Consider the following 18,770-nt stretch of genomic DNA (forward strand, 5'->3'; position numbering starts at 1 on the left):
AGATTGGGTTCAAGAGCACTATTCGGTTTGGTGAAACGTTTCGGGAAATGATTTCGGGCTACCGATTTGGGAACCGCCCAGGGGATACAGTTCCGCGCTTGCGCCGCACTGGCTCTGCATTTTGGCCCGACCCAGGCATTGCGGCCGCGGCGGCGAGTTTCGCCACATCTGCGTAGCGAACCGGCCCCAGGATGTTCTGCAAGATCCAGACAGCCGCGATGGCATTGGCATAACCGTCCCATGCCTCGTTGCGCTTTCGGGTCTGGACCCACGTATAGGTCACCTTCCGTGTCTTCGAGTCCACCTCGCTCGAAAGTTTTTCCGAGGACATCTGGTTGAGGAATTCCTCGGTGCACCAGGAGGGGAGATGAACGTAGTTCGGGCCCGGAATGGACCGCCCTAAACGCGAGAGCGCCTTCTTCTTACTCTCCATGGTGTCCACGATGAACAGCTTCACCGTAGCCTTTTTCGAGCTGCTCTCCATGGCCATGCCGGGTTTCGTGATGTGATCTTCACCGCGGGACGCAAAGACCCGTCGAGCCGGAGTCTGCCGTGGCCGGACGAATTTGTAGACCGGGGTCTTGTGGAAGCCAGAGTCCACTAGCACCAGGTCAATGGGGATCATCCGCCCGTTGACGTGGTACCGGGGTCGGAGGAGCCACTCGTCCAGGTCCTCCCATACTTCATCCTCGGTGGTATCCCGCTCGGCGGAAAGAACTTCCCAGTCGATGAGCCACATTTCCCCATCCGCACCGGTGCCCCAGATGAAGGCCTCCAAGCGGTCCTTCTGAACATCCACAAAGCAGGTGATCACGCCCACACCAAGGGGGATCTGGCCCTTGGCCCAGGTTCCGGTGGCGCGTTTCGTGAGGATGTTGGTGTCGATGGCCTCGAAATCCTCCTGAAAAGTCTCGGCCAGGCGCAGGTTGATGAAGGTTTTCAGGTCGGTGGGGCTGTCCTGGGCATCCACCCATTGCTGGGCCAGCTTGACCCACCAGTTGCTCTGGGAAACCGCGTAGAGGCTGTTCAGGCGGAATCCTCGGATGTCCCGGATCTCCGGATGCTCATGGACCCAGGCGCCGGCGTCCACCATTTTTTGCTTCCAGACCGTCTCCTCGATGGCCGCGCCGCACTTGATGCAGACGTAGTGGACGGAATCCGGGAAAACCTTTCGAGTGCGTGGGTCCACCTCGTAGCGGAGGAGGTAGGTCTTCTGGTCGTTGGGGTGCCGCCAGAGGAAGGGCCAGGTCGCATTGCAGTGCGGGCATGGGACGTGGAAAAGAGCCTTGCTGCTGCGCAAGTAGCTGTTCTCCGTGGGATCCAGCCCGGGGCTCTTCGCCGGCGTGGACCCTTCCATAACCTTCAAGTTCTGGAAAACGTCGCCCCGGGCCCGGGCGATCTTGCCCGGGTCGCCCTCGCCGTCGATGTCCACCTTCATCGCGCTGCGTTCGTCCAGGATGACGAACGGCGAGCTGAAGGACCGGAGTTCCTTGGGAGCCTGGCCGGATCCCACGAAGATGCTGCCACCGTTTCTGAAGAACTTGTTCCGCACCGTGGATCCCGCGGACTTGGCCGTGGGAAGGAGGAGCAGTTCGGACAACACGGGGGAGGCCTGGATCATCGGGTCCAGCCGGTCCTTCGAATATTTCTCGCCCACATCGACGGCCGGTTGGACCATCAGCACGTCCATCCCGTGCTCGGCCACGGCCCAGCCCATGGCGGCATTGCAGAGGGTGGACCAACCCACCTGGGTGGGCTTGAGGAAGATCACCTCCCGGACTTCTGGGTCGCAGATCGCGTCCATGGGCTCGATCTGGAAGGCGTCGGGGACCAGGAGCCCCTGGCGGCTTCCCATGGTTACCCAGAGGTTTTCCCGGGCCCATTGGGAAACGGTGATGCTGGAGGGCGGGGCCAGGAGGCGCAGGAGGCGGGCCTCCATCTCCTCAAGCGCCTGGAATCCCTCAGGGGAGGTCTCGTATTCCTCGTTCATGCATCCCCTCCCTTCCCGGAGAGGAGCGTCAGGGCACGGACCACCTCGGCATTCACGAGTTCGGCATGCTCCGGGCCCAGCTTGGGCAGCACCCGGGCGTAGATCGACATGCACTGGATGCGGACCTTGGCCATGATCCCGGCCATTTTCCGTTCCACGTCCCCGAGGTTTGCAACCTGGCGCCGCGCTTCCGCCAGTTTTATGACCTTGATTTCCGCGTCTACCTTCTGCTCGAGGGCCGCATAGTAGAATTTATCGGGGGTTTTAGTTTCCTTTTTATTCGTTGATGCAATAAGGGAACGAAACTCCCGCTTTCTCCACCACTCGAACACCTCAGACCATACGTAAAACAAGGCTTTCCCGGTCCCGTGGCTGGGGATCGGCGGATCCTCCTTTGCCCAGTTCCGAAGGGTTCGATCTTCGACCCCAAGGAGGGCGCAAGCTTGCTTCTGTGTTAAATGGTTTATGTCCACATTGCGGAAGAGGCGGAAAGGGGGTTTTGGGGCTCACACGTGTGTGAAAACGGGGTCCGAATTACCCCTGAATGGGGGGTGGGTGGGGGGAGGACCCGTAACTTTTGGCATGGTCTTTGCTTCATGGCTTTGCAGTCTTGAGCGCGTCGGCCAAGGCCAGACGAAAATCTTCGTGAAAGTCTTCTGTCACAGTCATTTGGATCAGTTCTTTAAAGCGGAGTCTTTGCTTGTAGTGGGTCGGGCGCGTGAAGATCAGGATCGGCTTGATGGCTGATCCCCACATGAATTGGAAGCGTTGATAGACGCCAAAGGGCAGGCGCCCACCGCCTGGACGCCCCACGAAGTAGATCGGACGCTCCTTCTTGGCGTTCCGTCTGGCAGACTTCGAGGTCGTGTTGCTGGTTGGGTCGATATGAGATTGCAATATCGACAGGAGGCGGGTCATGTAGCCTCCACTCAGGTTGCCGTATTGATCGATGGGAGCGCCGCTACCCACGACCCACTGCATCCCCGCGGGCAGCTTCCCAAAGAACTGCAGGGCGCGCTCCGAACGCTTGAGGTTGCGCTGCCCGCCCTCCACTTCGGCCTTGAGGTATTTCTCAGGGGCCGTGCCCTTGGCCCCCTCGTCCTTGATCAGAACAGCCGCGGTGAGCGCGTTCTTTCGAGCAGGCACAACGCGCGTGCCCTGCAGGGTCCTGGGGGTGGGGTTGTCGAACACCTGGGACATGGTCCTGATGACGACCTTCTGTCCACGCTGCGCATTGCGCGTGAGGGCAAGTGCCAGGGCGAATGGCACCTGGCGTTTGCCCCCAGCGTCGAGCTCATCCAGGACATCCTTCACCTGGGCCTGGACATTGAGAATGGCCATAGATCACCCCCCGTTGGAGGGGCGATTAAACTTTCGCCGTTCTGTGAGGCCGTTGAGCTCAAGGATCGTCTCGTGCCTCACCAGTTGCTCACCATGATCCTGAGCCGTGGTGGTGAGGTCCTTGATGGATTTCTGGATGCCGTCGAGCCGACCCACAACCATTTTCTGGAGGAGACCGGCCATGCCCAGGATAAGCGCCCCACATGATGCGAGGATGATGCCCGTCATGGTTACATCGTTCATCAAAAACTCCAGCTGACGCGGCCCAGGGCCTCGAGGGTGGATTGGCCGTTGTCCAGCTTGCGCCGAACCACGTCGATGCCCGCCTGAAGGGGGCCGAAACTGCGCGTCACGCCGGCGCCGGCCGTGCCGTTGGTCCCGTAGATGGCCGAAGCCGCCCAAACACGCTCCCGCGGCTGGGAGGCAAGCGCGGCTCGCAACTCCCTGTTCTCGGCCTGGAGTTCACCCACCTGGATCTTGAGGTCCCCGGCCTGGGCTTGGCGTTCCAAGTCGGCCTGGATCAGGTGCAGGTTCTGCGCTCGTATCGCGGCCACGTCCTGCTTGAGCACGTCGATGAGGTGGTCCTTGGCCACATCCAGGGCAGCGTGCTCCACCGGATCTTGAATGGGTGGGCCGGCCTGCTGCCCTGGCCCGGGGGATTCCCCGAGGTTGGCCAAATGGTCCACGGTGCCCTGGGCCTCATCCACCAGGGCATCGGCGTCGTGAACGGTCGGATTCAGGTCGTGCGCGGCCGCCTCATGATCCTGGGCTCCCTGTTCATGGACCCCGGCGGATGCGCCCGCCTCGGTCTGCGCCGCTTGGTGCTGGTCTGCCTGCTGGATGTGGCCGGCCTGAGACTCCCGGCGCTTGCAACTCTGGGCGCTGAATCCAATGGCCAGGCATTCCAGGGCAAGGGCACCGAGCGCGACGAGGCGGATCTTCCATGAAATCCCGTTGAGGGTCATGCGGGCTCCTGTGGAGATGGGGTGGAGGACTCTTTCTTGAAATAGGCCGCACAGGCGAGCGTGGCCACCGAGGTCGAGATCCCGAGCAAGGCCGCGACGAGATTCCCGTCAACCCTCTGGAACACCAGAGCCTGGTACCAGATCGCCAGGGTCAGGAGGGTCAGGCAGGAGCACAGGGTCATCGCGGCCAGAATCGCCAGGGCACGCTTCGTGCTCTCGGGCTGATCCGTCCTCACCAATCGCTGGAAAAGGCCAGTAAGGCCAGTCGTAAGGGCGCTCTGCGAAGGGATCTCCGGGATCGGGGGGCACATCAGGCTCCCCCCTCGACATCCTTCACCTCGATCCACACTTCACGTCCCGCAGCGATGGCCGCCTGGACCTTGGCGAACAGGGCGGTGATGGCGCCCGTGGAATATCCTCCCGGGATCGTTCCGGCGGCCGTCAGCTTCTGGCCAACGAGGATGCACCCGTGGGTATCCTCGTTCGTGTTGCCGCCGTGGATGAGGATCCCGGTGAAATCGGGCACCTCCAGGAGGCGCATCATCAGCTTCTTGAACCGCGCGCTGAGGTTGATGATCACCTTGTAGATGCCAGCGGGGATTGCGGTTTCGCCCCAGATCTTCACGCCCTTCGGTCGGACCAGATCCTCCACCGTGAAACACTCCCAGGTGCCGTTGAGGTAAAGGTCCCCGGGCGTGTTCCTCCCGATGGGCTTTCGGCGTTGAACGAGGATTTGGAGAGGTTCTGTGCTCATGCCCATCAGGATCAGGCGCAAGAATTTCTTGGTTTGGTGAAACGTTTCGGGAAATTAATACCTGACTAAATGCCTTTATCGAATGAACTTAATAATCATGCAAAATCAGCATGAAATCGCATCTATTGATTCCGGTTGTCATGGAGTTAGCGAAACGTTTCGGTAAATGGTGTGGAAAGTGGGATTCTGATGGTTGGAGGTGGCGCCGGCGGCGGGCCTTTGAGCGTTTTGTGGATTTGTCGCTAAAAATAAGAAAACTAGGATTCATGCGGGTTTGCTGGTGCTAGTTCGCCCGTTTCTCGCCCGGCCATCTGCAACCAATCACCGATGGCAATCTGGGCCATGGCCACCCGGCGCATGTCCACCGCGAGGTAGCGCATCGTGGTGCGCGGGTCCTTGTGGCCCAGGGCCCGCTGGATGTCCTGGATCGGCACGCCCATCTCCGAGAGCCAGGTGGCGTAGGTGCCCCGGAGGCGGTGGGGGGTGATGTGGAGCACGCCCGTTGCGCGGTTGGCCTTGGCCATGAGGTAGGCCACCCGCGCCTCGGTGATCGGGTGCCCCGGGCGAATGGGGATCATGGGGCCGGTGAGCTGCGCGGCGGGGCGCAGGCGGTCCATGAGCCAATCTGGAACCGGGCGGGGCCAGGCCTCGAATCCCTTGGTCAGGCTCGGGGTGTAGGTTTTGCGCTCCAGGTCCAGCCATTCCCACCTGGAGGAGAGCGCCTCGGAGACGCGCAGGCCCAGGCCGATCATGAGGCGGATCGCGAACCCAAGGCCCGGGTCATCCTCGGTCATCTCCCCCACCGTGCACATCCAGAGCGAGGCCTTGCCGGTCGGAAGGATCGGCTTCGCCTTGCGATGGACCTTGAGCTCCCGCACCTGCCAGGGGACCTGGCGGATCATCCGGCGCCTGATCGCCCATCGCACCAGGGCACCCAGGCACCCCAGCCACGTGTTTGCGCTCGATCGGGCGTGATCCTGGAGGTAGAGCGCCCGGGCCTCCTCGACCCGCTCGGTGGTGAGCTCTCGCAGGGTCAGGTCGGCCAGCGTCTGGATGTGGAGCCTCGCGAACGTCTCCATGGTGCCGATGCGGTCCTCGCTCATGGTCCTGGAGTGGACCTCGATCCACAGGGCCGCCAGGGCCCCTAGCGTGGGCTCCGGCTCCTCGCCGCGGGATCTGGCCACCGCCTGGGCGTAGGCATCGTCCGCGATGCTCTGGGCCTTGCGGAGCCCCCGCTCTCGTGTGGTCCTCTGGCGCCGCCTCCCGTCTAGGCGGTAGCGGTAGTGGTAGACCCCACGGACTTTGAAAACTCTAATGCTTTCTGACACTTGAACCTTCCTTTGGATGCGTCGTGGGCTGTGCCGCTGCCGCCGCGAGGGGGCTTTTTCGTGGGCGGCCGGCGGGGTTGGCCATCACCCAGCGATCTGGGCGGCAAGGCGGGTGACTTGCTCCGGGTTCTCCCGGCGCCATGCGGCCCAGGATTCGTCGGTCAGCTTGTGGTTGATCCATTCGGGGACATCCAGGGAAGGGCTGAACGGGCCGCGCTTGCTACGCTTCCCGCAGCGGAGGCAAAGTTGGACATCCCGGACACCTCCAGGCTCCCCCGCCTGCCTGCGGGTGTAATAGCCGAGGTGCTTGGGGCAGAAGTAGAGCCCGCATCCGTGGTCCCCCCCGTGGGGGTCGCTCCCGCAGACGTAGGACAGGCCACGGTCGATCTCGGCCTTGCAGCCGGGGAAATCACAGGTGGCCGGGACACCGTAGCCGATGTCGCGGTTCCAGCGGGTGTCGAATCCAATGCTCCAGCCCATTTGGGCTCCTTTCTGGCTTCTAGTGAGCCTAGGCATTCAAAGCGTGTTTATTTGCGTTTAAACGATCAAAAATACCCAGCGGCTCAACGTCTTGACAAATGCATCCATGGCACGCAACTTATTAATTGGAGGGGAAATATGATTCCCGAAATGACGTGCCCGAAGTGCAACAAAAGTATCGAATTGATTTGTTTGAGATTAGTAAAGGCTTCTTACATGTATGAAAGTAATGAATATGAATACAGCGCGGCGACTTGCCCGTTTTGTAATTGCATTCTCAATGTTTTCCCGAAGGTTGACTGAGCAGTCGCCTCAAATCGAGGCTGCGGGGTCTTTGAGGGTGTTCCCGGCGAAGACGATGGGCATCACAAGGCCGTCTCCACCGTCGAACTTGATCCAGGAGGGCACGCCTAGCGTCTGTTTGACGGCGATCTTGGCGCCAGGGAGTTTCATGAAGAGGCGGATGTAGGCCGTGGTGAAGGTGCAGACCCAGGCATTGCCCTTGAAGGTCCACACAGCACCCGCAACGAAATGCGGGGCGGTCACTCGGAGCAGGCGTTCACTCATGGACAAAATCTTCATCTGGGCAGGATGGTTCGTTGGATTCGATGGAAGCGTAAACGGTAGGTTCATCCGGCTCACCCCAAGAAACTGACATCGTGGCTCCTGGACACGCACTACTTCACGGCCTTGAGGTGGGAAACGCGAGGCCAGTAGGGGCGCTTGCCAACAAGGACTACGTAGCTCTCGTGGTCGCGGCACAGGCCCACGCCGGCGCTCTTGTAGAGATGGAGGAATCGGTCGCGGTCGGGGTATCCCTTCGCGGGAACCACCTGGGCCACAACGCCGACCTTGTCCTTCACGTAGCCCCCTGACTGGCTGGTCCAGGCGACTTTTTGACCTTCCTTGAACATGGGAATCCTTTCGATGGTTGGGGTCCAGGTGATCCTGGACATTACGCGATCCAGGCTTCGGGGCCAGGGTCGATGGGTTTCGGATCTCGGTGCGAGGCCACCATGGCGGCGGGCCGCATCCACTTCTTGCTCAACGCCCGCCATTCGCGGGGGTAGTCGATGTAGCGGTCGGCGGGCTGGTAGAGCTGGGCGAACGGCATCCCGCCAAGGGACCAGACCTTTTCCAACCGGGCCTCGGCCTGGGGGATGGTTTCCCCGCCGAACCCGATGAGGGTGAAACACCGGAGCTTCTTCCGGCCCAGGTAAGAGAGGAGGCCCAGGGCCTTCTCCAGTGGGCGCAACGCCCCGGCGGTGTCAGCGGCAAGGAACACGGCCCCCACGCGGATCCCGCGCAACTGGTCCGCGAACCACTCGTCAACCAGGTCCGCTTGAATGCCCCCGGAGAAGTAGGCGGCCCGGCGCTGGCGGTTGAGCATGGCAATGACCTTGAGGATGTGGTCCCGCCCGGCCTGGAGCAGGTTGTTGTCCTGGACCATCCATCCGTCCGGGAAGTCCTGGACCTCGGCCAAGCGGCCCTCGCGCCCGGGGACCAGGCACCAGGGGCATTTCTTGTTGCATCCCCGGGTGGTGAACGTCACGCCCTTCCGGAGGTAGCGGCCAGGGACGAAGGACTCCAAGGGGGATCCCATGGCCGGGCCTCCCAGCTTGACCACCGGGTAGAACCGTCCCCACTCCCGGGCGAGGCGCTGGGCCTCGGGGATGTCCCAGGTGAAGGCCACGCTCACATGAACCTCATCAGCCTCCGGGCGCAGCCCGTCCAGGGGAGGGTTGCCCACGAAGGCCATGGGATCCGTGGGGGTCAAGCTGGTCCTGCGGGGAAAGACACGGATGAGGTTCAAGGGGGCTCCGGAGGGGGCGAGGCTGGACATCAGCGGTTTTCGGTTAAGCGGCGATAGAGCGTGGCGAATGCCAGAGCAACCACACTTGGAACTTGTCCGTTTCCAAGTGCTCTAAGCTGGTCCACCCGATGGGCCACCCCATGAGCCAGGCGACCCACTGGGGGTTCAGGGAGCCATTCAATTCTTCCGGGCTGACCATCGTGCGGAGCTTGGCGCGGGATCGGCTGCCGCCCCACTTGCACAGGGCCGCCCCCCCCGTGTTGGTCACAGCTGTTGGGGTGGGCCACATCTTCGCTGCAAGAGGGAGCGTGTCGGGTTTCCTCCCGGCTTCCTTCCGACGGATCGACATCCCGGAGGATTTCTCCCCGTCGCAGGCCCTCGACGTAGGCCACCACAGAACCGCTTGTTCCAGCCCTACCTGTTGTTTCTTCCCATTGGGAAGGTAGGCAGTCGGGGTCTTCCCTCCCCGGATCTCGGCGTCCTTCGAAACCCTGCGCCCTCCGTTCGGGACGTTGGGCGTGGGCCAGAATCCAGATTCGTTTTCGGATGTGTGGAGCTCCGGCATCGTCCGCCCCCAGCACACCCCATTCCGCAGCGTACCCCAGGTCGGCCAGGTCTCCGAGAACTCGTCCAAGCCCTCGACCAACGAGCATTGGGGAGTTCTCCACAAGGACGAACTCTGGTCCCACCTCGCCAATGATCCGAGCAAACTCCGACCAGAGGCCAGATCTGGCTCCGTCAATCCCTGCTCCCTGGCCGGCGATGCTGATGTCCTGGCAAGGGAAACCCCCGGAGATGACATCGACCTGGCCGCGCCAGGGTTCCCCGCGGAAGGATCGAACGTCATCCCAGATCGGGAAGGGTTCAAGGATTCCGTCCCGTTGGCGGGCAAGGAGCACTCGCCTGGCGTAGGCATCAATCTCAACAGCGCAGACGGTGCGCCATCCAAGGAGTTTGCCTCCCAGGATGCCTCCTCCTGCCCCTGCAAAAAGTGCCAGCTCATTCAAGGTTCCTCCGTGGGGATGGGAGTGCAGATGGACAGCCTCAGAAAAGGCTGGGGTGGGTTGGGGGAAGGCGCTTGAAAACCACGCTGCAACCATCCTCGCGGGCGATGGTAAGGCCGGTCTGAAACGAGGTGATGGGGTAGCCCATGCAGCGGTGGTTGTGGCGCTGGAAATCGGTGTCGGGCTGCTGGCAGGTGGAACGCCAATCGCAAGCGCGGCAGATGTTGGACCCATCGTCGGGCTTGACGATGTCCTTGAGCACGGCAACGTAGCCGTCCGGAGCTTCCTTGGGGTTGAGGGTCGGCATGGCGGTCATGCTCCTGGACAGGAGGCGCGGGGCCGCGCCGCCCGGGGTCCGTTGGTTCCGGCTACCGGAAGATCCGCCGAACCTAGCCCCGGCCCTTGCGGCTGATCGGGGTGCGGGGCGCGCGGATCTGCTCGCCCGCGATGATCCGGAGAGACAGGCCGGTTAGGCCCAGGCGGCGCAGAGGGGGCCGGCGGGGAGCGGCCGGGGTGGGCCTGGGGGCGGTGGGGTAGACAGGGCGGTCTTTCATTTGGTCCTTTCGGGCGTGGCGGGGTTGCGGAAGATGAGAGCGACGAACTCGGCCAGGTCGATCCAGAGGATCCGCAGGCGGCCGGTGTGCTGCCGGCGCTCCAACCGGCGGGTACGGCGCTCCTTGCCGATGACCCTGGGGAGCCAGGCATAGGGGACCTTGCGACGATCGTTCATGGCGTTTCCTTTCAAGAGAGGCCATCGAAGAGGGATTGGAGGGAGGAATCCGTCCCGCGGCGCCGGCGCGGTCGGGGGGGTTCCTGGGGCCTGGGGGCATCCTCACGGCGTCGATGCGACCGGAGGGGTGTGGTGCTGGCCTCGGGGCGGCCCACCCCATCCAGGGCGTCGAGGGTGGCCATGAAGGCCGCCCAGGCCATCTCACCCTGGTGGATCCGGTGGGGACCCTTCACCGCCACCCGGTCGAACCCATCAGGGCCCGGGCGGTCCTGGCTGGTCTTCCAGGTGTGCTGGATCGTCCAGTCCCGGTGGAGGGTCTCCTGGTAGGGCTTGAAATTCACGGGGTCACCACGGGATATCCGTCGTGGACCTGGCCGTCCAGGGACCGGCCCGCGGCCTTTTTCCCAATTCGAACGGCGCCGTAGCCATCTCCGAAGGCATGGGTACCCATGCTCCCGGCGCGGGTCCGGAACTGTGGCCCGCCCTCAAGGGGGTGCCACCAAAGGTCTCCCATCGCCGGGGCCCACTCCCCCCACTGCTTGAACAGGAAAGGGACGCCGGCGGCGGAGCACTGGTCACGCAGGCCCCGGGCCCAGTCGGGGTGCATCGGACGGGCTCCGGGGCCGGACTCTCCGCCCACGACCACCCAATCCAGCTGGTCAATCCGGTGGGTTCGGCAGTCCTCGGGCAGGAAGGGGAAGGGATAACTCCCCCCGCACCGGTCGGAGAGGATCTCGCGGGACAGGTCCACTGGGCCCAGGAGGGGTTCGCAGGAAAGCCAGCGCACCGCGGCCAGTGTCTCGAGGAGGAAGGGAATCCGCTTGTCGGCGGTTTCCTGGTTCTCCACGCTCACCCCCACCCAGACGTTGGGCAGGGCCCGGGGCCCCAGGTCGATCTGGTCGAAAAGGAGGTCATTCCCATAGGACCCGGCGTAGGCCCATTCCTCCCGGCGGTCCTGCGCGAGGTAGTCCCGCATCCGCTCCGGGCGCTTGGTCAGGATCTGGAACGTGTGCTGGGGGCAGGCGGCCATGATCCCAAAGACCTGGTCGATCCGGTCGAATGGGAGATCCTCGTGGAAGAGGTCGCTCATGGAGTTCACGAAGACCCGCCGGGGCCGGCGCCAGGTGAGGGGGGTCTCCAGCTGCTCGGGCACCAGGCGGACGTGGCCAGTCCAGCGCCCAGTGGAGCTTTCCACCAGGCCGTGGTAGGGCATGCCCGGCTGGGAGCAGAACCGGGCCGCCATCCGTTCGGCGTAGCAGTTCCTGCACCCTTCGGAGACCCTGGAGCATCCCCGGATGAGGTTCCAGGTTGCGTCGGTCCAGACGATTCCGCCGTTTCGCTGGTCAGCCATTGGCCACCACCTGACCCAGCACGGTCGGGTCCCCCTCCTCCATGAGCCGCACACACATGGCCATCGTCTGGATGATCTCCATGTGCAGGGCATCCTTAGTCGCTCCGGGCTTCCCATTCCGAATGTCCAGAACCGCCTTGACCACTTCCCCGGCTTCCTCGGCCAGGGCCAGGGTGCTGTGGTCCGCGCCGGGGAACTTGGTCCGGGCACGGGCGAGTTCAGCCAGGACCTGGGCGACCCAGATGGGCGCTTCTCGGGAGGTGGGGCCGGGGGCCTTCGGCTTCACCCCGGGAGCCGCCTTGGGAAACGGATTCTCCGGGATGGGGGGGAGTTCGGGAATGGGGATGCCGTTCTCCCGGCAGATACCGGGAACCTCGTAGCGCACGCAGTGAATACGCTGGCGGACTTTTACGAATTCCTCGGAGGTGGTCGCGGCCTTCGCTTCGGATGTGAGTGCCAAGATCTTGTCGATGCGCTCCCTGAGGCGCTTTTCGGGGTTGAGGGTGGGGCGAACCATGGGTTCCTTCTGGGGTTGGGCGGAGGACGCCGGCTTGGTGGGCGGGGGAATGGAGCGGGGTTCCTGGGCCTGGGGCGCAGCCCTGGGCAGTGGGCCCGCTGGGAAGGGGACATCCCTCGGAGTGGCGGCCGCCTGGTGCCTGAGGGCCGACAGGGAGGCGTCGAGAATGGCCTTGTGCTGGGCCCAGGCCGTGATGGCCGGAATGTCCAGGTTGGAGGGGCGAACGGCCTTATGTTCCCTGATGAGGCGCTCTCCCTGGGCGATGGCCTGGGCGAGCTTATCGGGCGGAAGGATCTCCCCGAGGCGGGTCTTGGGCTTCTGGAAGGGGTGAAAGGTGGTCACTTGGCACCCCGTTGTGCGAGATGGATCAGGAGGTGGGCGACCAGGAAGATGGCGGCGATGGCGGCCACAGTCCAAATCTCCCAGGGCCTGAATTCGGGCGGGTTGCGGCTCATGTGCGGCCCCCGTCAGGGATCGGGTCGGTCCGCTCGCTGACGATTTCCAGCCAGGAATTCGTGAATTCCAGGAGGTAGAGCTCCGGGAAGAACTGGGCTTCCCAGGTGCGCTCTCCCGAGTGGAAGGCGATGCCGAGGGGCCCCAGACGGTGGTGGGTGGGGCAGAGGGGGATCGTCTCCAGGTGGCTTGCGCGCTCGGCGGCCCCATATTTCTGGCCGTCCGGGCGAGTCCGGAGGTGGTGCACCTCCGCGGGCCTGTAGCCCCTCCCCTTGACCCGGCAGATGCAACATCCGAGGTCAGCCACGGCCTCGAGGCGGTCGCGCTCTGCCTTGCACTTCGGGATGCTTTGGCCCTGGAGGAACGTCTCGAGCTCGGCATCGGTCCACCACCCGGGGAGGCCGGCGTTTTCGCGAAGGGTACGGAGGCGGGCAGCAGGGGTGCTCATGGCTTGGCCCCCTTGAGCGCCGCCGTGCGCTCCGCGATGATCTGTTCGATCCTCCGGACAGAAACACCGAATTTCGTGGCCAGCTCCTGGTGGTTCCGGCCGGTGAACCCTTCCCAGATGGCGTCCGGGTCCGCCTTGACGTTCCGGCCCTTGGGAAAATACACCTGCTGGCCCACGAAGATGGCCCACAGGCATTCCACTGCGAGGGCGGCGAGGATTTCGGCCATCGTCTGGGCGATGCCCTTGCCGAGCATCTTTTGGACGATGAGGTCCTTCACCTCGCGGCGTCTTGCGACAACTTCGATCATGGCTTACCTCCCAGGCCCAGGACCTTGGTCAGGGCCATCAGTTGAGCGGATTGCGCCGGCATCGAGGACGGAAGGGAGGCCATGGCGCCCTGGACCTGGCGATCCAGCCCCTCGGGGTCGGGGTGATGCTCTTTCAGGACCTGGAGCGCCGCCTTCCTGGCATCGCGCTCCCGCGCCCGGGCCTCGTCCTCACCGGATCCGCCTTGGGCGTCGAACATGGCCGTTTCGATCGGGATCCACGCTGCCCAGGCCAGCATCGCCTCAGGGTCATCCCGGAGTTCCGGGGGCATCTTCACCCACCGGGGGTCCTTGAACGCCTCTGGCGCCCCCTTCTGGGCCGCCTTGAGGGATTCCTGGAGGAGGGCTCGCCCTTCCTCGGCCAGATCAGCCCCCCGCTTCAGCAGGAGCCCCACGGGATTCCTCCCACCTTGTTTGTTCCGGATCTTGTAGATCGCGCATTGGAGACCCTTCGCACCCAGATCCCGAACCAGTTGCTCGTAGGGGCGGCCGGATATTCCCAGTTCTCCCAGGCTCCTTTCCAGGAATCCGGGGATGAAAGTGGCGGCGGCGGCATCCCTGGGTTCAGGGGCGGGCGCGGGGGCATCCGGCGCGCTCGCTGATGCTCCCTGCTCCTGCTCCTTGTTCTTTGCTTCTGCTCTATGCTCTATGCTCTTGGCTTGGGAGGGGCTCCTGAGGGGCTCCAAAGGGGCTTGCTCGGGCTGGGTCGTGGCTCCATCGGATCCCTTCGTGGGGGCTCCAGAGGTGCTCCCAAGGGGCTTGGGAGGGGCTTGGCGAATCTTGCGGGTGGTCCTTGAGAGGCCCTTTGGAGGGGCTCCAGAGGGGCTATCAAAGGCTGTCGTGAGGTTGAAGGGCTCTCCGTAAACTTCAAGGAAACGACTGAAAAAAGGGCTCTTGTCGTAATCCGTCAATTCCCGGTAGATGGCTGCCCATCGGTTATCGGCCCTTTCAACCCTCTCGGCCACCTGGTAGAACGCCATGTTGCGAACCCAGACCGTCTCCGTGTCCTGGTCGTAGTAGGCCCAATCAATGGCGGCCAGGGCCTGCATGATCTGGGTCACCTCCTCGACCGTGGTGTTGGTCTCGCCTGCCACCAGGACCAGGGGGAGGTAGTAAAGCCCGATGAGATTGGAGGTCGGGGCGGTCATCAGGTAGCAGCCCACGAGCTGGGCCATTGGGCCCATGGCCCGGATCTGACGCCCCGTTTGCCCTTTCCAGTAGGCCGGCGAAATGATGCCGTATTCACGCATTGCTCACCTCGTATGCCTGCAGAGACCCCGGGATGGGGAGGATGCTCATTCGGTTCATGCCGTCCATTCGAGCCTCCCAAACAGTTCGGGGCGCGGCCGGAGAACGGCATCCACCAGGGCCTGGGCCAGGCCCGGGGGAACCATGTTCCCGATCATCTTCACCTGGTCGCGTTTGGTGAACCCGGAGAGGTCGTACCACTCCGGGAGCCCCATGGCTCGGCCTAGTTCCTTCGGGGCCAGCATGCGCATCCCGATATCGGTAATGACATACGTCTCGCCGTCGATGTCTACGGTGACAAGCCCATGCCGGGCCAGGGTGGTGACGGTGTGGAGGGGGTCGCCCGGGTCCTGGGCGGTGGTGCCCTGGCCGTAGTAGTGGGAGATGAAGGCCGCCACCAGGGCCTGGTGGTTGCCAGTGGTCAGGGCCGGGACCGGGGCGTCGGCGGGGGTCGGGGCATGGCAGGTGGTGTTGGTCATGAGGTTGACCGCGACCAGGCCGTGCTTCTGGCCCTCGGCCACTACGGTCCCCAGAGGGGTCTGGATGTCCAGGGCGCGCGGGGCCTGCCCCGGGCGCTCCCCATACCCCGTCTGGATGAGGCTGGCGGCCACAAGGGCGTGCCGGTTGCTGGTGTCCTGGGTTGGCACCGGGGCCTCCAGGGATGCCCCCCGGGCCTCCTTCGGGTCTCCGTGGTAGGTCGATATGAATGCGGCCACCAGGGCGGCGTGGACGCCCCCAGCACTCACGGTCGGAATGGGGGCCTCGACGCTCCCGGCCGTGGCCTGGAGTTGCTCCGGAGAAGTCCCGCGCAGGCTGATCATGCTGGCGGAGACCAGGGCGCTGTCGGCCTTGGTGGTCCCGGTGTGCATCGGCTCTTCCAGCCCTCGGGGCGCGGACTGGCCGGCCCGGCCCCCGACGCCCACGATGGAGGCGGACACCAGGGCCCGATCCCCGCCTTTTGGTTCGGCCGTGACAGTGCGCAGAGGATCGTCCAGGTCCTTCAGGCGGCCCCCGTGGGAAAGATTGACGATGAATGGGCGTCCGCGAAGGACAAACCGGTCGATGCCCGCGAATATCCGCCGCAAGGTGGCCGGAGCCAAAGGCTTTTTTCGGTCGAAAATCGACGGACAGGGGATGGTCCAGTCAATGCACTCGGCAGCCGTGCGCCAGGCGGGGAGGGCTGCGTCGAACAGGCCTGCCGGCTTGCGGGGGTCTCGGTGCGTCGGCTCAGGCCAGTGAATACCCTTCCCATCCTTCACAGCCTGGAGGAAGAACCTCCGGCGCGTGGTGGGTACCCCATGGTCGGCGGCGCACAGGACACGCCAGTCCACCTCGTATCCCAGGTCTTTGAGCCCCTTGACCCAGGCATGGAAGAACTCGCCCTTGCGCTCCTTGATGGGCTGGCCCAGGTCATCCAGGGGCCCCCATTCCTGAAACTCGGGCACGTTCTCGATGAGGACCACGTCCACCTGGGCCACCCGGAGCCAGCGATCGGTAACCTCCCAGGCATGGGAGCGCTGCTGGTCTTCCCGCGGTTTCCCGCCACGGGCCCGGGAGTGGTGAACACAGCTCGGGCTGGCCCATAGGAACTGGATGTGCTTGAGGCCGTAGGTTGCCGCGGTGATCCGGGTGATGTCTTCCTGATGCACCAGGACGTTGGGCAGGTTGAGGCCGTGGGCCTTGACCGCCAGGTCCCAGTGGTTGACGGCGTGGCTTATCAGGTCCGAATCGGAGAGGCCCAGGCCTCGAAGTGCGGACTGCTTGCCCAAGGACTCGCCCCCGGCTCCACAGAAGAGGGATACGGTGGTGGCGGTCATCCGTTCACCAGCCTGCGGGTGTATTTGGCCTGGAGCCACTGCTGGCCCTTGCCGGTGACCATCGTCCGGAGGTAGTTCTTCACTTCCTTACGGCCATCGGTGTGCTTGATCTGGTAGGTCCCTTCCTTCACCACGAAATACCCGGCGTCGATCCATTCCTGGTAGGGCAGGTGTTCCCGGTGGTCCTTTTTCATAAGGATCCGGTCATCACGGAGTTGTGCATAGAATCCCAACACGCCCCAACCCAGGGCGCGTGCGGTCTCGTCCAGGTCCTGGTGGTTGGTGGAGATCGCGACGGCGTCGGCGAAGGCGGCCTTGGGTTCCAGAACCTGGACGCGGGTCTCCAGGGCGGCGCGGCTCTCTTCCAGCTGTGCGGCGAGGCGCAAGGCATCCGGGAGGGTCTTCGGGATCCTGGGGTCTTCGGGCGCCGGCGCCAGGGCCCGGCGCTCGCACTCGATGAAGTAGGCACGCGCCTGTTTGCCCCGGGCGTTGCGCTCGACCATGGAGAGTTCCTTGGCCATGTCCAGGGTCAGGGCGTATTCCCTCGCCGGCCGACCGCCTTGGGGGTTATCGCCGAAATTGGCGAAAACCTCATAGTCCCGATGTTCCTGGAATCCATAGGCTTCGATGCGGTCTTTGATCCAGTTGGAGAAGTCCTTGCCCACTTCCAGGAACCGGTGCAGGTCCCGGGCGTTGACGGCGTTCACCTGGACACCGGCGATCACGGACGCCGTGATCGGGATCAGCTCCACGTCCCTGGGCGCGGAAGTGGGATCCTCCACGATCCAGGGTTTGGGTTCGGGGGGTTGCGCTGGGTGCTGCACCACGCGCTGCGCGAATCCCTCCACCCAGTAGATGAAAACATCCACGTTTCGAAGGAGGCTCTTCTCCGTGAGCCTGAACAGATCGCGCATGTGGATGATCGTGAGGTTCTGACCGCCATTGGATGTGGGGATGGTGACCACAACACGCTCGGGGCACAGGACCTCAACGGCCTCCATGGGATTGGGAAAATTCAGGATGGTGGCGGCGTCATGCGCCACGACCCAGGGCCGGCCATCCCGGCTGATCCCACGGATGGCATGCAGGTTGAATTCCTCGGTGTGGATGGCGTTCATTGGTCAACCTCCGGGCGAATTCCGAGCATTTCCAGCACCAGGGCTTGGACTTCGTTGTTCAGGGCCTGGGATAGCTCCAATGCCCTTGCGACTGCAGATGGAGCCACCTTGGGGGCGTTGTCCTGTGACCACATGGCAGCTTCCACGGCATCCGCCACGTCCACGAGGACCGCCACGTGGGGCATAACCATGTCGTACGGATCGATTCCGCCCCAGAAGGCCTTCCTGGCGATGAGATCCAGGTCGAATCCCAGCTCCAGGAACTTCATACGGGTCGGGTACGGGATGTCGCCATATTCGGTCTCGTGGGCATCGTGGATCAGGGCCAGTTCGACCAGGTCGCACCGGTCATTCGGGTTGAGGTTGTAGGGCTTGGCCAGGATGAGGGCGATGCCGATGAGGGAGGCGGTATGCGAGGCTACCGTCTGCTCCCGGTCCACCCGGCGGGTGTGCCAGCGCTTGACTTCCTGGAGGCCCATGGCGGTTTGAGCGGTCATGATCTTCATCGCCACCACCCAAAGACACGGAAGCAACATGACCTGATGGCGATGAGCATGACGGCGCAGGATGCGACCAGAAGGATCGAGAGCCAACCGCACCCCTGCTTGGGCCCAGGGCACCCCGCCTCCGGGTTCTCATCCGCGGTGGCATCCTGAATCTGGGCGGCCTCCTCCTTGAAATTCACGAGGGCCTTGGAGGGGACCGTCCACCGCCAGCCAGGCACCCTACGGGCCAGGCCCTGGAGGGCGAGGTTGCTGAGGATCGCGCGCGTATCGCGGGTGGTGAGGCCGGTCCGGTATGCCACCTCCTGGACCGTAGGCGATCCCAGCTGCTGGACGGCATCCAGCACCCTGGTTTCTCGCATCTGCTGGAGATTCATTTGAGTTCCTCGGGGAAAAGGGGGGTAGGGATCCCGGCTCGAACCGCTCTCGGATCCTGCTGATCGAGCGATTTGAGGTAGGCGACTCGCCGGGGCCAGCACGTCGAGCCGAAACCTCGGGCTCTGGCCTCAGGGGTCTTCAGGCGCCGCCGGCACATCCGACAGCGGGGGAAATCAGGGGAGGGGTCATCCATCGTGGTCTCGGCC

27 protein-coding genes are annotated in these 18,770 nt (G+C 63.8%); all 27 read right to left on the reverse strand.

From position 1 onward, the window contains the following. Window positions 1–58: 58 nt before the first annotated feature. Entirely contained in the window at window positions 59–1,990 is a 1,932-nt protein-coding gene (locus R2J76_RS10645; protein ID WP_316415893.1) for a terminase gpA endonuclease subunit, read from the reverse strand. Next, window positions 1,987–2,343, reverse strand: a complete 357-nt coding sequence (locus tag R2J76_RS10650; RefSeq protein WP_394366807.1) for a hypothetical protein — start codon at window positions 2,341–2,343, stop codon at window positions 1,987–1,989. The genes R2J76_RS10645 and R2J76_RS10650 overlap by 4 nt, the downstream gene beginning before the upstream one ends. Before the next feature lie 241 nt (window positions 2,344–2,584). After that, a complete protein-coding gene (locus R2J76_RS10655) occupies window positions 2,585–3,331 on the reverse strand; it encodes a hypothetical protein (RefSeq protein ID WP_316415831.1) in 747 nt (248 codons plus the stop codon). Window positions 3,332–3,334: 3 nt separating this feature from the next. Next, entirely contained in the window at window positions 3,335–3,574 is a 240-nt protein-coding gene (locus R2J76_RS10660; protein ID WP_316415832.1) for a hypothetical protein, read from the reverse strand. After that, the gene (locus tag R2J76_RS10665; RefSeq protein ID WP_316415833.1) at window positions 3,574–4,296 is read right to left on the reverse strand and encodes a hypothetical protein; all 723 of its coding nucleotides are present in this window, start codon (window positions 4,294–4,296) and stop codon (window positions 3,574–3,576) included. The genes R2J76_RS10660 and R2J76_RS10665 overlap by 1 nt, the downstream gene beginning before the upstream one ends. Further along, window positions 4,293–4,607: a hypothetical protein gene (locus R2J76_RS10670; RefSeq protein ID WP_316415834.1), complete on the reverse strand. Its 315-nt coding sequence runs from the start codon at window positions 4,605–4,607 to the stop codon at window positions 4,293–4,295. The genes R2J76_RS10665 and R2J76_RS10670 overlap by 4 nt, the downstream gene beginning before the upstream one ends. Beyond that, on the reverse strand, window positions 4,607–5,050 hold the full coding sequence (locus R2J76_RS10675) for a DUF5675 family protein (RefSeq protein ID WP_316415835.1): 444 nt from the start codon (window positions 5,048–5,050) through the stop codon (window positions 4,607–4,609). The genes R2J76_RS10670 and R2J76_RS10675 overlap by 1 nt, the downstream gene beginning before the upstream one ends. A 257-nt stretch (window positions 5,051–5,307) precedes the next feature. Next, a complete protein-coding gene (locus R2J76_RS10680; RefSeq protein WP_316415836.1) occupies window positions 5,308–6,378 on the reverse strand; it encodes a tyrosine-type recombinase/integrase in 1,071 nt (356 codons plus the stop codon). Between the two features lie 84 nt (window positions 6,379–6,462). Beyond that, window positions 6,463–6,858, reverse strand: coding sequence for a hypothetical protein (locus R2J76_RS10685; protein WP_316415837.1), 396 nt, complete (start codon window positions 6,856–6,858; stop codon window positions 6,463–6,465). A gap of 312 nt (window positions 6,859–7,170) precedes the next feature. Then, window positions 7,171–7,425 (reverse strand): hypothetical protein, encoded by a 255-nt coding sequence (locus R2J76_RS10690; protein WP_316415838.1) that lies wholly within the window; start codon window positions 7,423–7,425, stop codon window positions 7,171–7,173. A gap of 110 nt (window positions 7,426–7,535) precedes the next feature. Further along, window positions 7,536–7,814 carry a hypothetical protein gene (locus R2J76_RS10695; RefSeq protein WP_316415839.1) on the reverse strand — a complete coding sequence of 93 codons (279 nt, stop codon included), beginning with the start codon at window positions 7,812–7,814 and terminating at the stop codon, window positions 7,536–7,538. Then, the gene (locus R2J76_RS10700) at window positions 7,814–8,671 is read right to left on the reverse strand and encodes a hypothetical protein (protein ID WP_316415230.1); all 858 of its coding nucleotides are present in this window, start codon (window positions 8,669–8,671) and stop codon (window positions 7,814–7,816) included. Before R2J76_RS10700 ends, R2J76_RS10695 begins: the two co-directional genes overlap by 1 nt. A gap of 29 nt (window positions 8,672–8,700) precedes the next feature. Next, on the reverse strand, window positions 8,701–9,678 hold the full coding sequence (locus R2J76_RS21570) for a DNA cytosine methyltransferase (protein ID WP_394366808.1): 978 nt from the start codon (window positions 9,676–9,678) through the stop codon (window positions 8,701–8,703). A 37-nt stretch (window positions 9,679–9,715) separates the two neighbouring features. Continuing rightward, the gene (locus R2J76_RS10705; RefSeq protein WP_316415840.1) at window positions 9,716–9,991 is read right to left on the reverse strand and encodes a hypothetical protein; all 276 of its coding nucleotides are present in this window, start codon (window positions 9,989–9,991) and stop codon (window positions 9,716–9,718) included. 73 nt (window positions 9,992–10,064) lie between these two features. Then, the gene (locus tag R2J76_RS10710; RefSeq protein WP_316415841.1) at window positions 10,065–10,229 is read right to left on the reverse strand and encodes a hypothetical protein; all 165 of its coding nucleotides are present in this window, start codon (window positions 10,227–10,229) and stop codon (window positions 10,065–10,067) included. Beyond that, window positions 10,226–10,405, reverse strand: a complete 180-nt coding sequence (locus tag R2J76_RS10715; RefSeq protein ID WP_316415842.1) for a hypothetical protein — start codon at window positions 10,403–10,405, stop codon at window positions 10,226–10,228. The genes R2J76_RS10710 and R2J76_RS10715 overlap by 4 nt, the downstream gene beginning before the upstream one ends. An 11-nt stretch (window positions 10,406–10,416) precedes the next feature. Next, window positions 10,417–10,746: a hypothetical protein gene (locus tag R2J76_RS10720; RefSeq protein WP_316415843.1), complete on the reverse strand. Its 330-nt coding sequence runs from the start codon at window positions 10,744–10,746 to the stop codon at window positions 10,417–10,419. Next, the gene (locus R2J76_RS10725; protein WP_316415844.1) at window positions 10,743–11,756 is read right to left on the reverse strand and encodes a DUF5131 family protein; all 1,014 of its coding nucleotides are present in this window, start codon (window positions 11,754–11,756) and stop codon (window positions 10,743–10,745) included. Before R2J76_RS10725 ends, R2J76_RS10720 begins: the two co-directional genes overlap by 4 nt. Beyond that, window positions 11,749–12,615, reverse strand: coding sequence for a nucleoside triphosphate pyrophosphohydrolase family protein (locus tag R2J76_RS10730; protein WP_316415845.1), 867 nt, complete (start codon window positions 12,613–12,615; stop codon window positions 11,749–11,751). Before R2J76_RS10730 ends, R2J76_RS10725 begins: the two co-directional genes overlap by 8 nt. 109 nt (window positions 12,616–12,724) lie before the next feature. Further along, window positions 12,725–13,174: a Ref family recombination enhancement nuclease gene (locus tag R2J76_RS10735; RefSeq protein WP_316415846.1), complete on the reverse strand. Its 450-nt coding sequence runs from the start codon at window positions 13,172–13,174 to the stop codon at window positions 12,725–12,727. Continuing rightward, window positions 13,171–13,482 (reverse strand): Mor transcription activator family protein, encoded by a 312-nt coding sequence (locus tag R2J76_RS10740; RefSeq protein WP_316415847.1) that lies wholly within the window; start codon window positions 13,480–13,482, stop codon window positions 13,171–13,173. The genes R2J76_RS10735 and R2J76_RS10740 overlap by 4 nt, the downstream gene beginning before the upstream one ends. After that, entirely contained in the window at window positions 13,479–14,750 is a 1,272-nt protein-coding gene (locus R2J76_RS10745) for a hypothetical protein (RefSeq protein WP_316415848.1), read from the reverse strand. Before R2J76_RS10745 ends, R2J76_RS10740 begins: the two co-directional genes overlap by 4 nt. 54 nt (window positions 14,751–14,804) lie before the next feature. Further along, window positions 14,805–16,565: a DNA cytosine methyltransferase gene (locus tag R2J76_RS10750; RefSeq protein WP_316415849.1), complete on the reverse strand. Its 1,761-nt coding sequence runs from the start codon at window positions 16,563–16,565 to the stop codon at window positions 14,805–14,807. Further along, complete coding sequence (locus tag R2J76_RS10755; RefSeq protein WP_316415850.1) at window positions 16,562–17,683, reverse strand: antA/AntB antirepressor family protein; 1,122 nt, start codon at window positions 17,681–17,683, stop codon at window positions 16,562–16,564. Before R2J76_RS10755 ends, R2J76_RS10750 begins: the two co-directional genes overlap by 4 nt. Next, entirely contained in the window at window positions 17,680–18,189 is a 510-nt protein-coding gene (locus R2J76_RS10760; RefSeq protein ID WP_316415851.1) for an HD domain-containing protein, read from the reverse strand. The genes R2J76_RS10755 and R2J76_RS10760 overlap by 4 nt, the downstream gene beginning before the upstream one ends. After that, window positions 18,186–18,563, reverse strand: a complete 378-nt coding sequence (locus tag R2J76_RS10765; protein ID WP_316415852.1) for a hypothetical protein — start codon at window positions 18,561–18,563, stop codon at window positions 18,186–18,188. Before R2J76_RS10765 ends, R2J76_RS10760 begins: the two co-directional genes overlap by 4 nt. Further along, window positions 18,560–18,757, reverse strand: a complete 198-nt coding sequence (locus R2J76_RS21575) for a DUF6011 domain-containing protein (RefSeq protein WP_394366810.1) — start codon at window positions 18,755–18,757, stop codon at window positions 18,560–18,562. The genes R2J76_RS10765 and R2J76_RS21575 overlap by 4 nt, the downstream gene beginning before the upstream one ends. Window positions 18,758–18,770 lie beyond the last annotated feature (13 nt).

Source organism: Mesoterricola silvestris, assembly GCF_030295405.1.
GTDB classification, from domain to species: Bacteria; Acidobacteriota; Holophagae; order Holophagales; family Holophagaceae; genus Mesoterricola; species Mesoterricola silvestris.

Coding starts and splice junctions, on each gene's coding strand:
- R2J76_RS10645 (WP_316415893.1), bottom strand. CDS start 1,990: ATGAACGAGGAATACGAGACCTCCCCTGAGGGATTCCAGGCGCTTGAG.
- R2J76_RS10655 (WP_316415831.1), bottom strand. CDS start 3,331: ATGGCCATTCTCAATGTCCAGGCCCAGGTGAAGGATGTCCTGGATGAG.
- R2J76_RS10660 (WP_316415832.1), bottom strand. CDS start 3,574: ATGAACGATGTAACCATGACGGGCATCATCCTCGCATCATGTGGGGCG.
- R2J76_RS10665 (WP_316415833.1), bottom strand. CDS start 4,296: ATGACCCTCAACGGGATTTCATGGAAGATCCGCCTCGTCGCGCTCGGT.
- R2J76_RS10670 (WP_316415834.1), bottom strand. CDS start 4,607: ATGTGCCCCCCGATCCCGGAGATCCCTTCGCAGAGCGCCCTTACGACT.
- R2J76_RS10675 (WP_316415835.1), bottom strand. CDS start 5,050: ATGAGCACAGAACCTCTCCAAATCCTCGTTCAACGCCGAAAGCCCATC.
- R2J76_RS10685 (WP_316415837.1), bottom strand. CDS start 6,858: ATGGGCTGGAGCATTGGATTCGACACCCGCTGGAACCGCGACATCGGC.
- R2J76_RS10690 (WP_316415838.1), bottom strand. CDS start 7,425: ATGAGTGAACGCCTGCTCCGAGTGACCGCCCCGCATTTCGTTGCGGGT.
- R2J76_RS10695 (WP_316415839.1), bottom strand. CDS start 7,814: ATGTCCAGGATCACCTGGACCCCAACCATCGAAAGGATTCCCATGTTC.
- R2J76_RS10705 (WP_316415840.1), bottom strand. CDS start 9,991: ATGACCGCCATGCCGACCCTCAACCCCAAGGAAGCTCCGGACGGCTAC.
- R2J76_RS10710 (WP_316415841.1), bottom strand. CDS start 10,229: ATGAAAGACCGCCCTGTCTACCCCACCGCCCCCAGGCCCACCCCGGCC.
- R2J76_RS10715 (WP_316415842.1), bottom strand. CDS start 10,405: ATGAACGATCGTCGCAAGGTCCCCTATGCCTGGCTCCCCAGGGTCATC.
- R2J76_RS10725 (WP_316415844.1), bottom strand. CDS start 11,756: ATGGCTGACCAGCGAAACGGCGGAATCGTCTGGACCGACGCAACCTGG.
- R2J76_RS10735 (WP_316415846.1), bottom strand. CDS start 13,174: ATGAGCACCCCTGCTGCCCGCCTCCGTACCCTTCGCGAAAACGCCGGC.
- R2J76_RS10740 (WP_316415847.1), bottom strand. CDS start 13,482: ATGATCGAAGTTGTCGCAAGACGCCGCGAGGTGAAGGACCTCATCGTC.
- R2J76_RS10745 (WP_316415848.1), bottom strand. CDS start 14,750: ATGCGTGAATACGGCATCATTTCGCCGGCCTACTGGAAAGGGCAAACG.
- R2J76_RS10750 (WP_316415849.1), bottom strand. CDS start 16,565: ATGACCGCCACCACCGTATCCCTCTTCTGTGGAGCCGGGGGCGAGTCC.
- R2J76_RS10755 (WP_316415850.1), bottom strand. CDS start 17,683: ATGAACGCCATCCACACCGAGGAATTCAACCTGCATGCCATCCGTGGG.
- R2J76_RS10760 (WP_316415851.1), bottom strand. CDS start 18,189: ATGAAGATCATGACCGCTCAAACCGCCATGGGCCTCCAGGAAGTCAAG.
- R2J76_RS10765 (WP_316415852.1), bottom strand. CDS start 18,563: ATGAATCTCCAGCAGATGCGAGAAACCAGGGTGCTGGATGCCGTCCAG.
- R2J76_RS21575 (WP_394366810.1), bottom strand. CDS start 18,757: ATGGATGACCCCTCCCCTGATTTCCCCCGCTGTCGGATGTGCCGGCGG.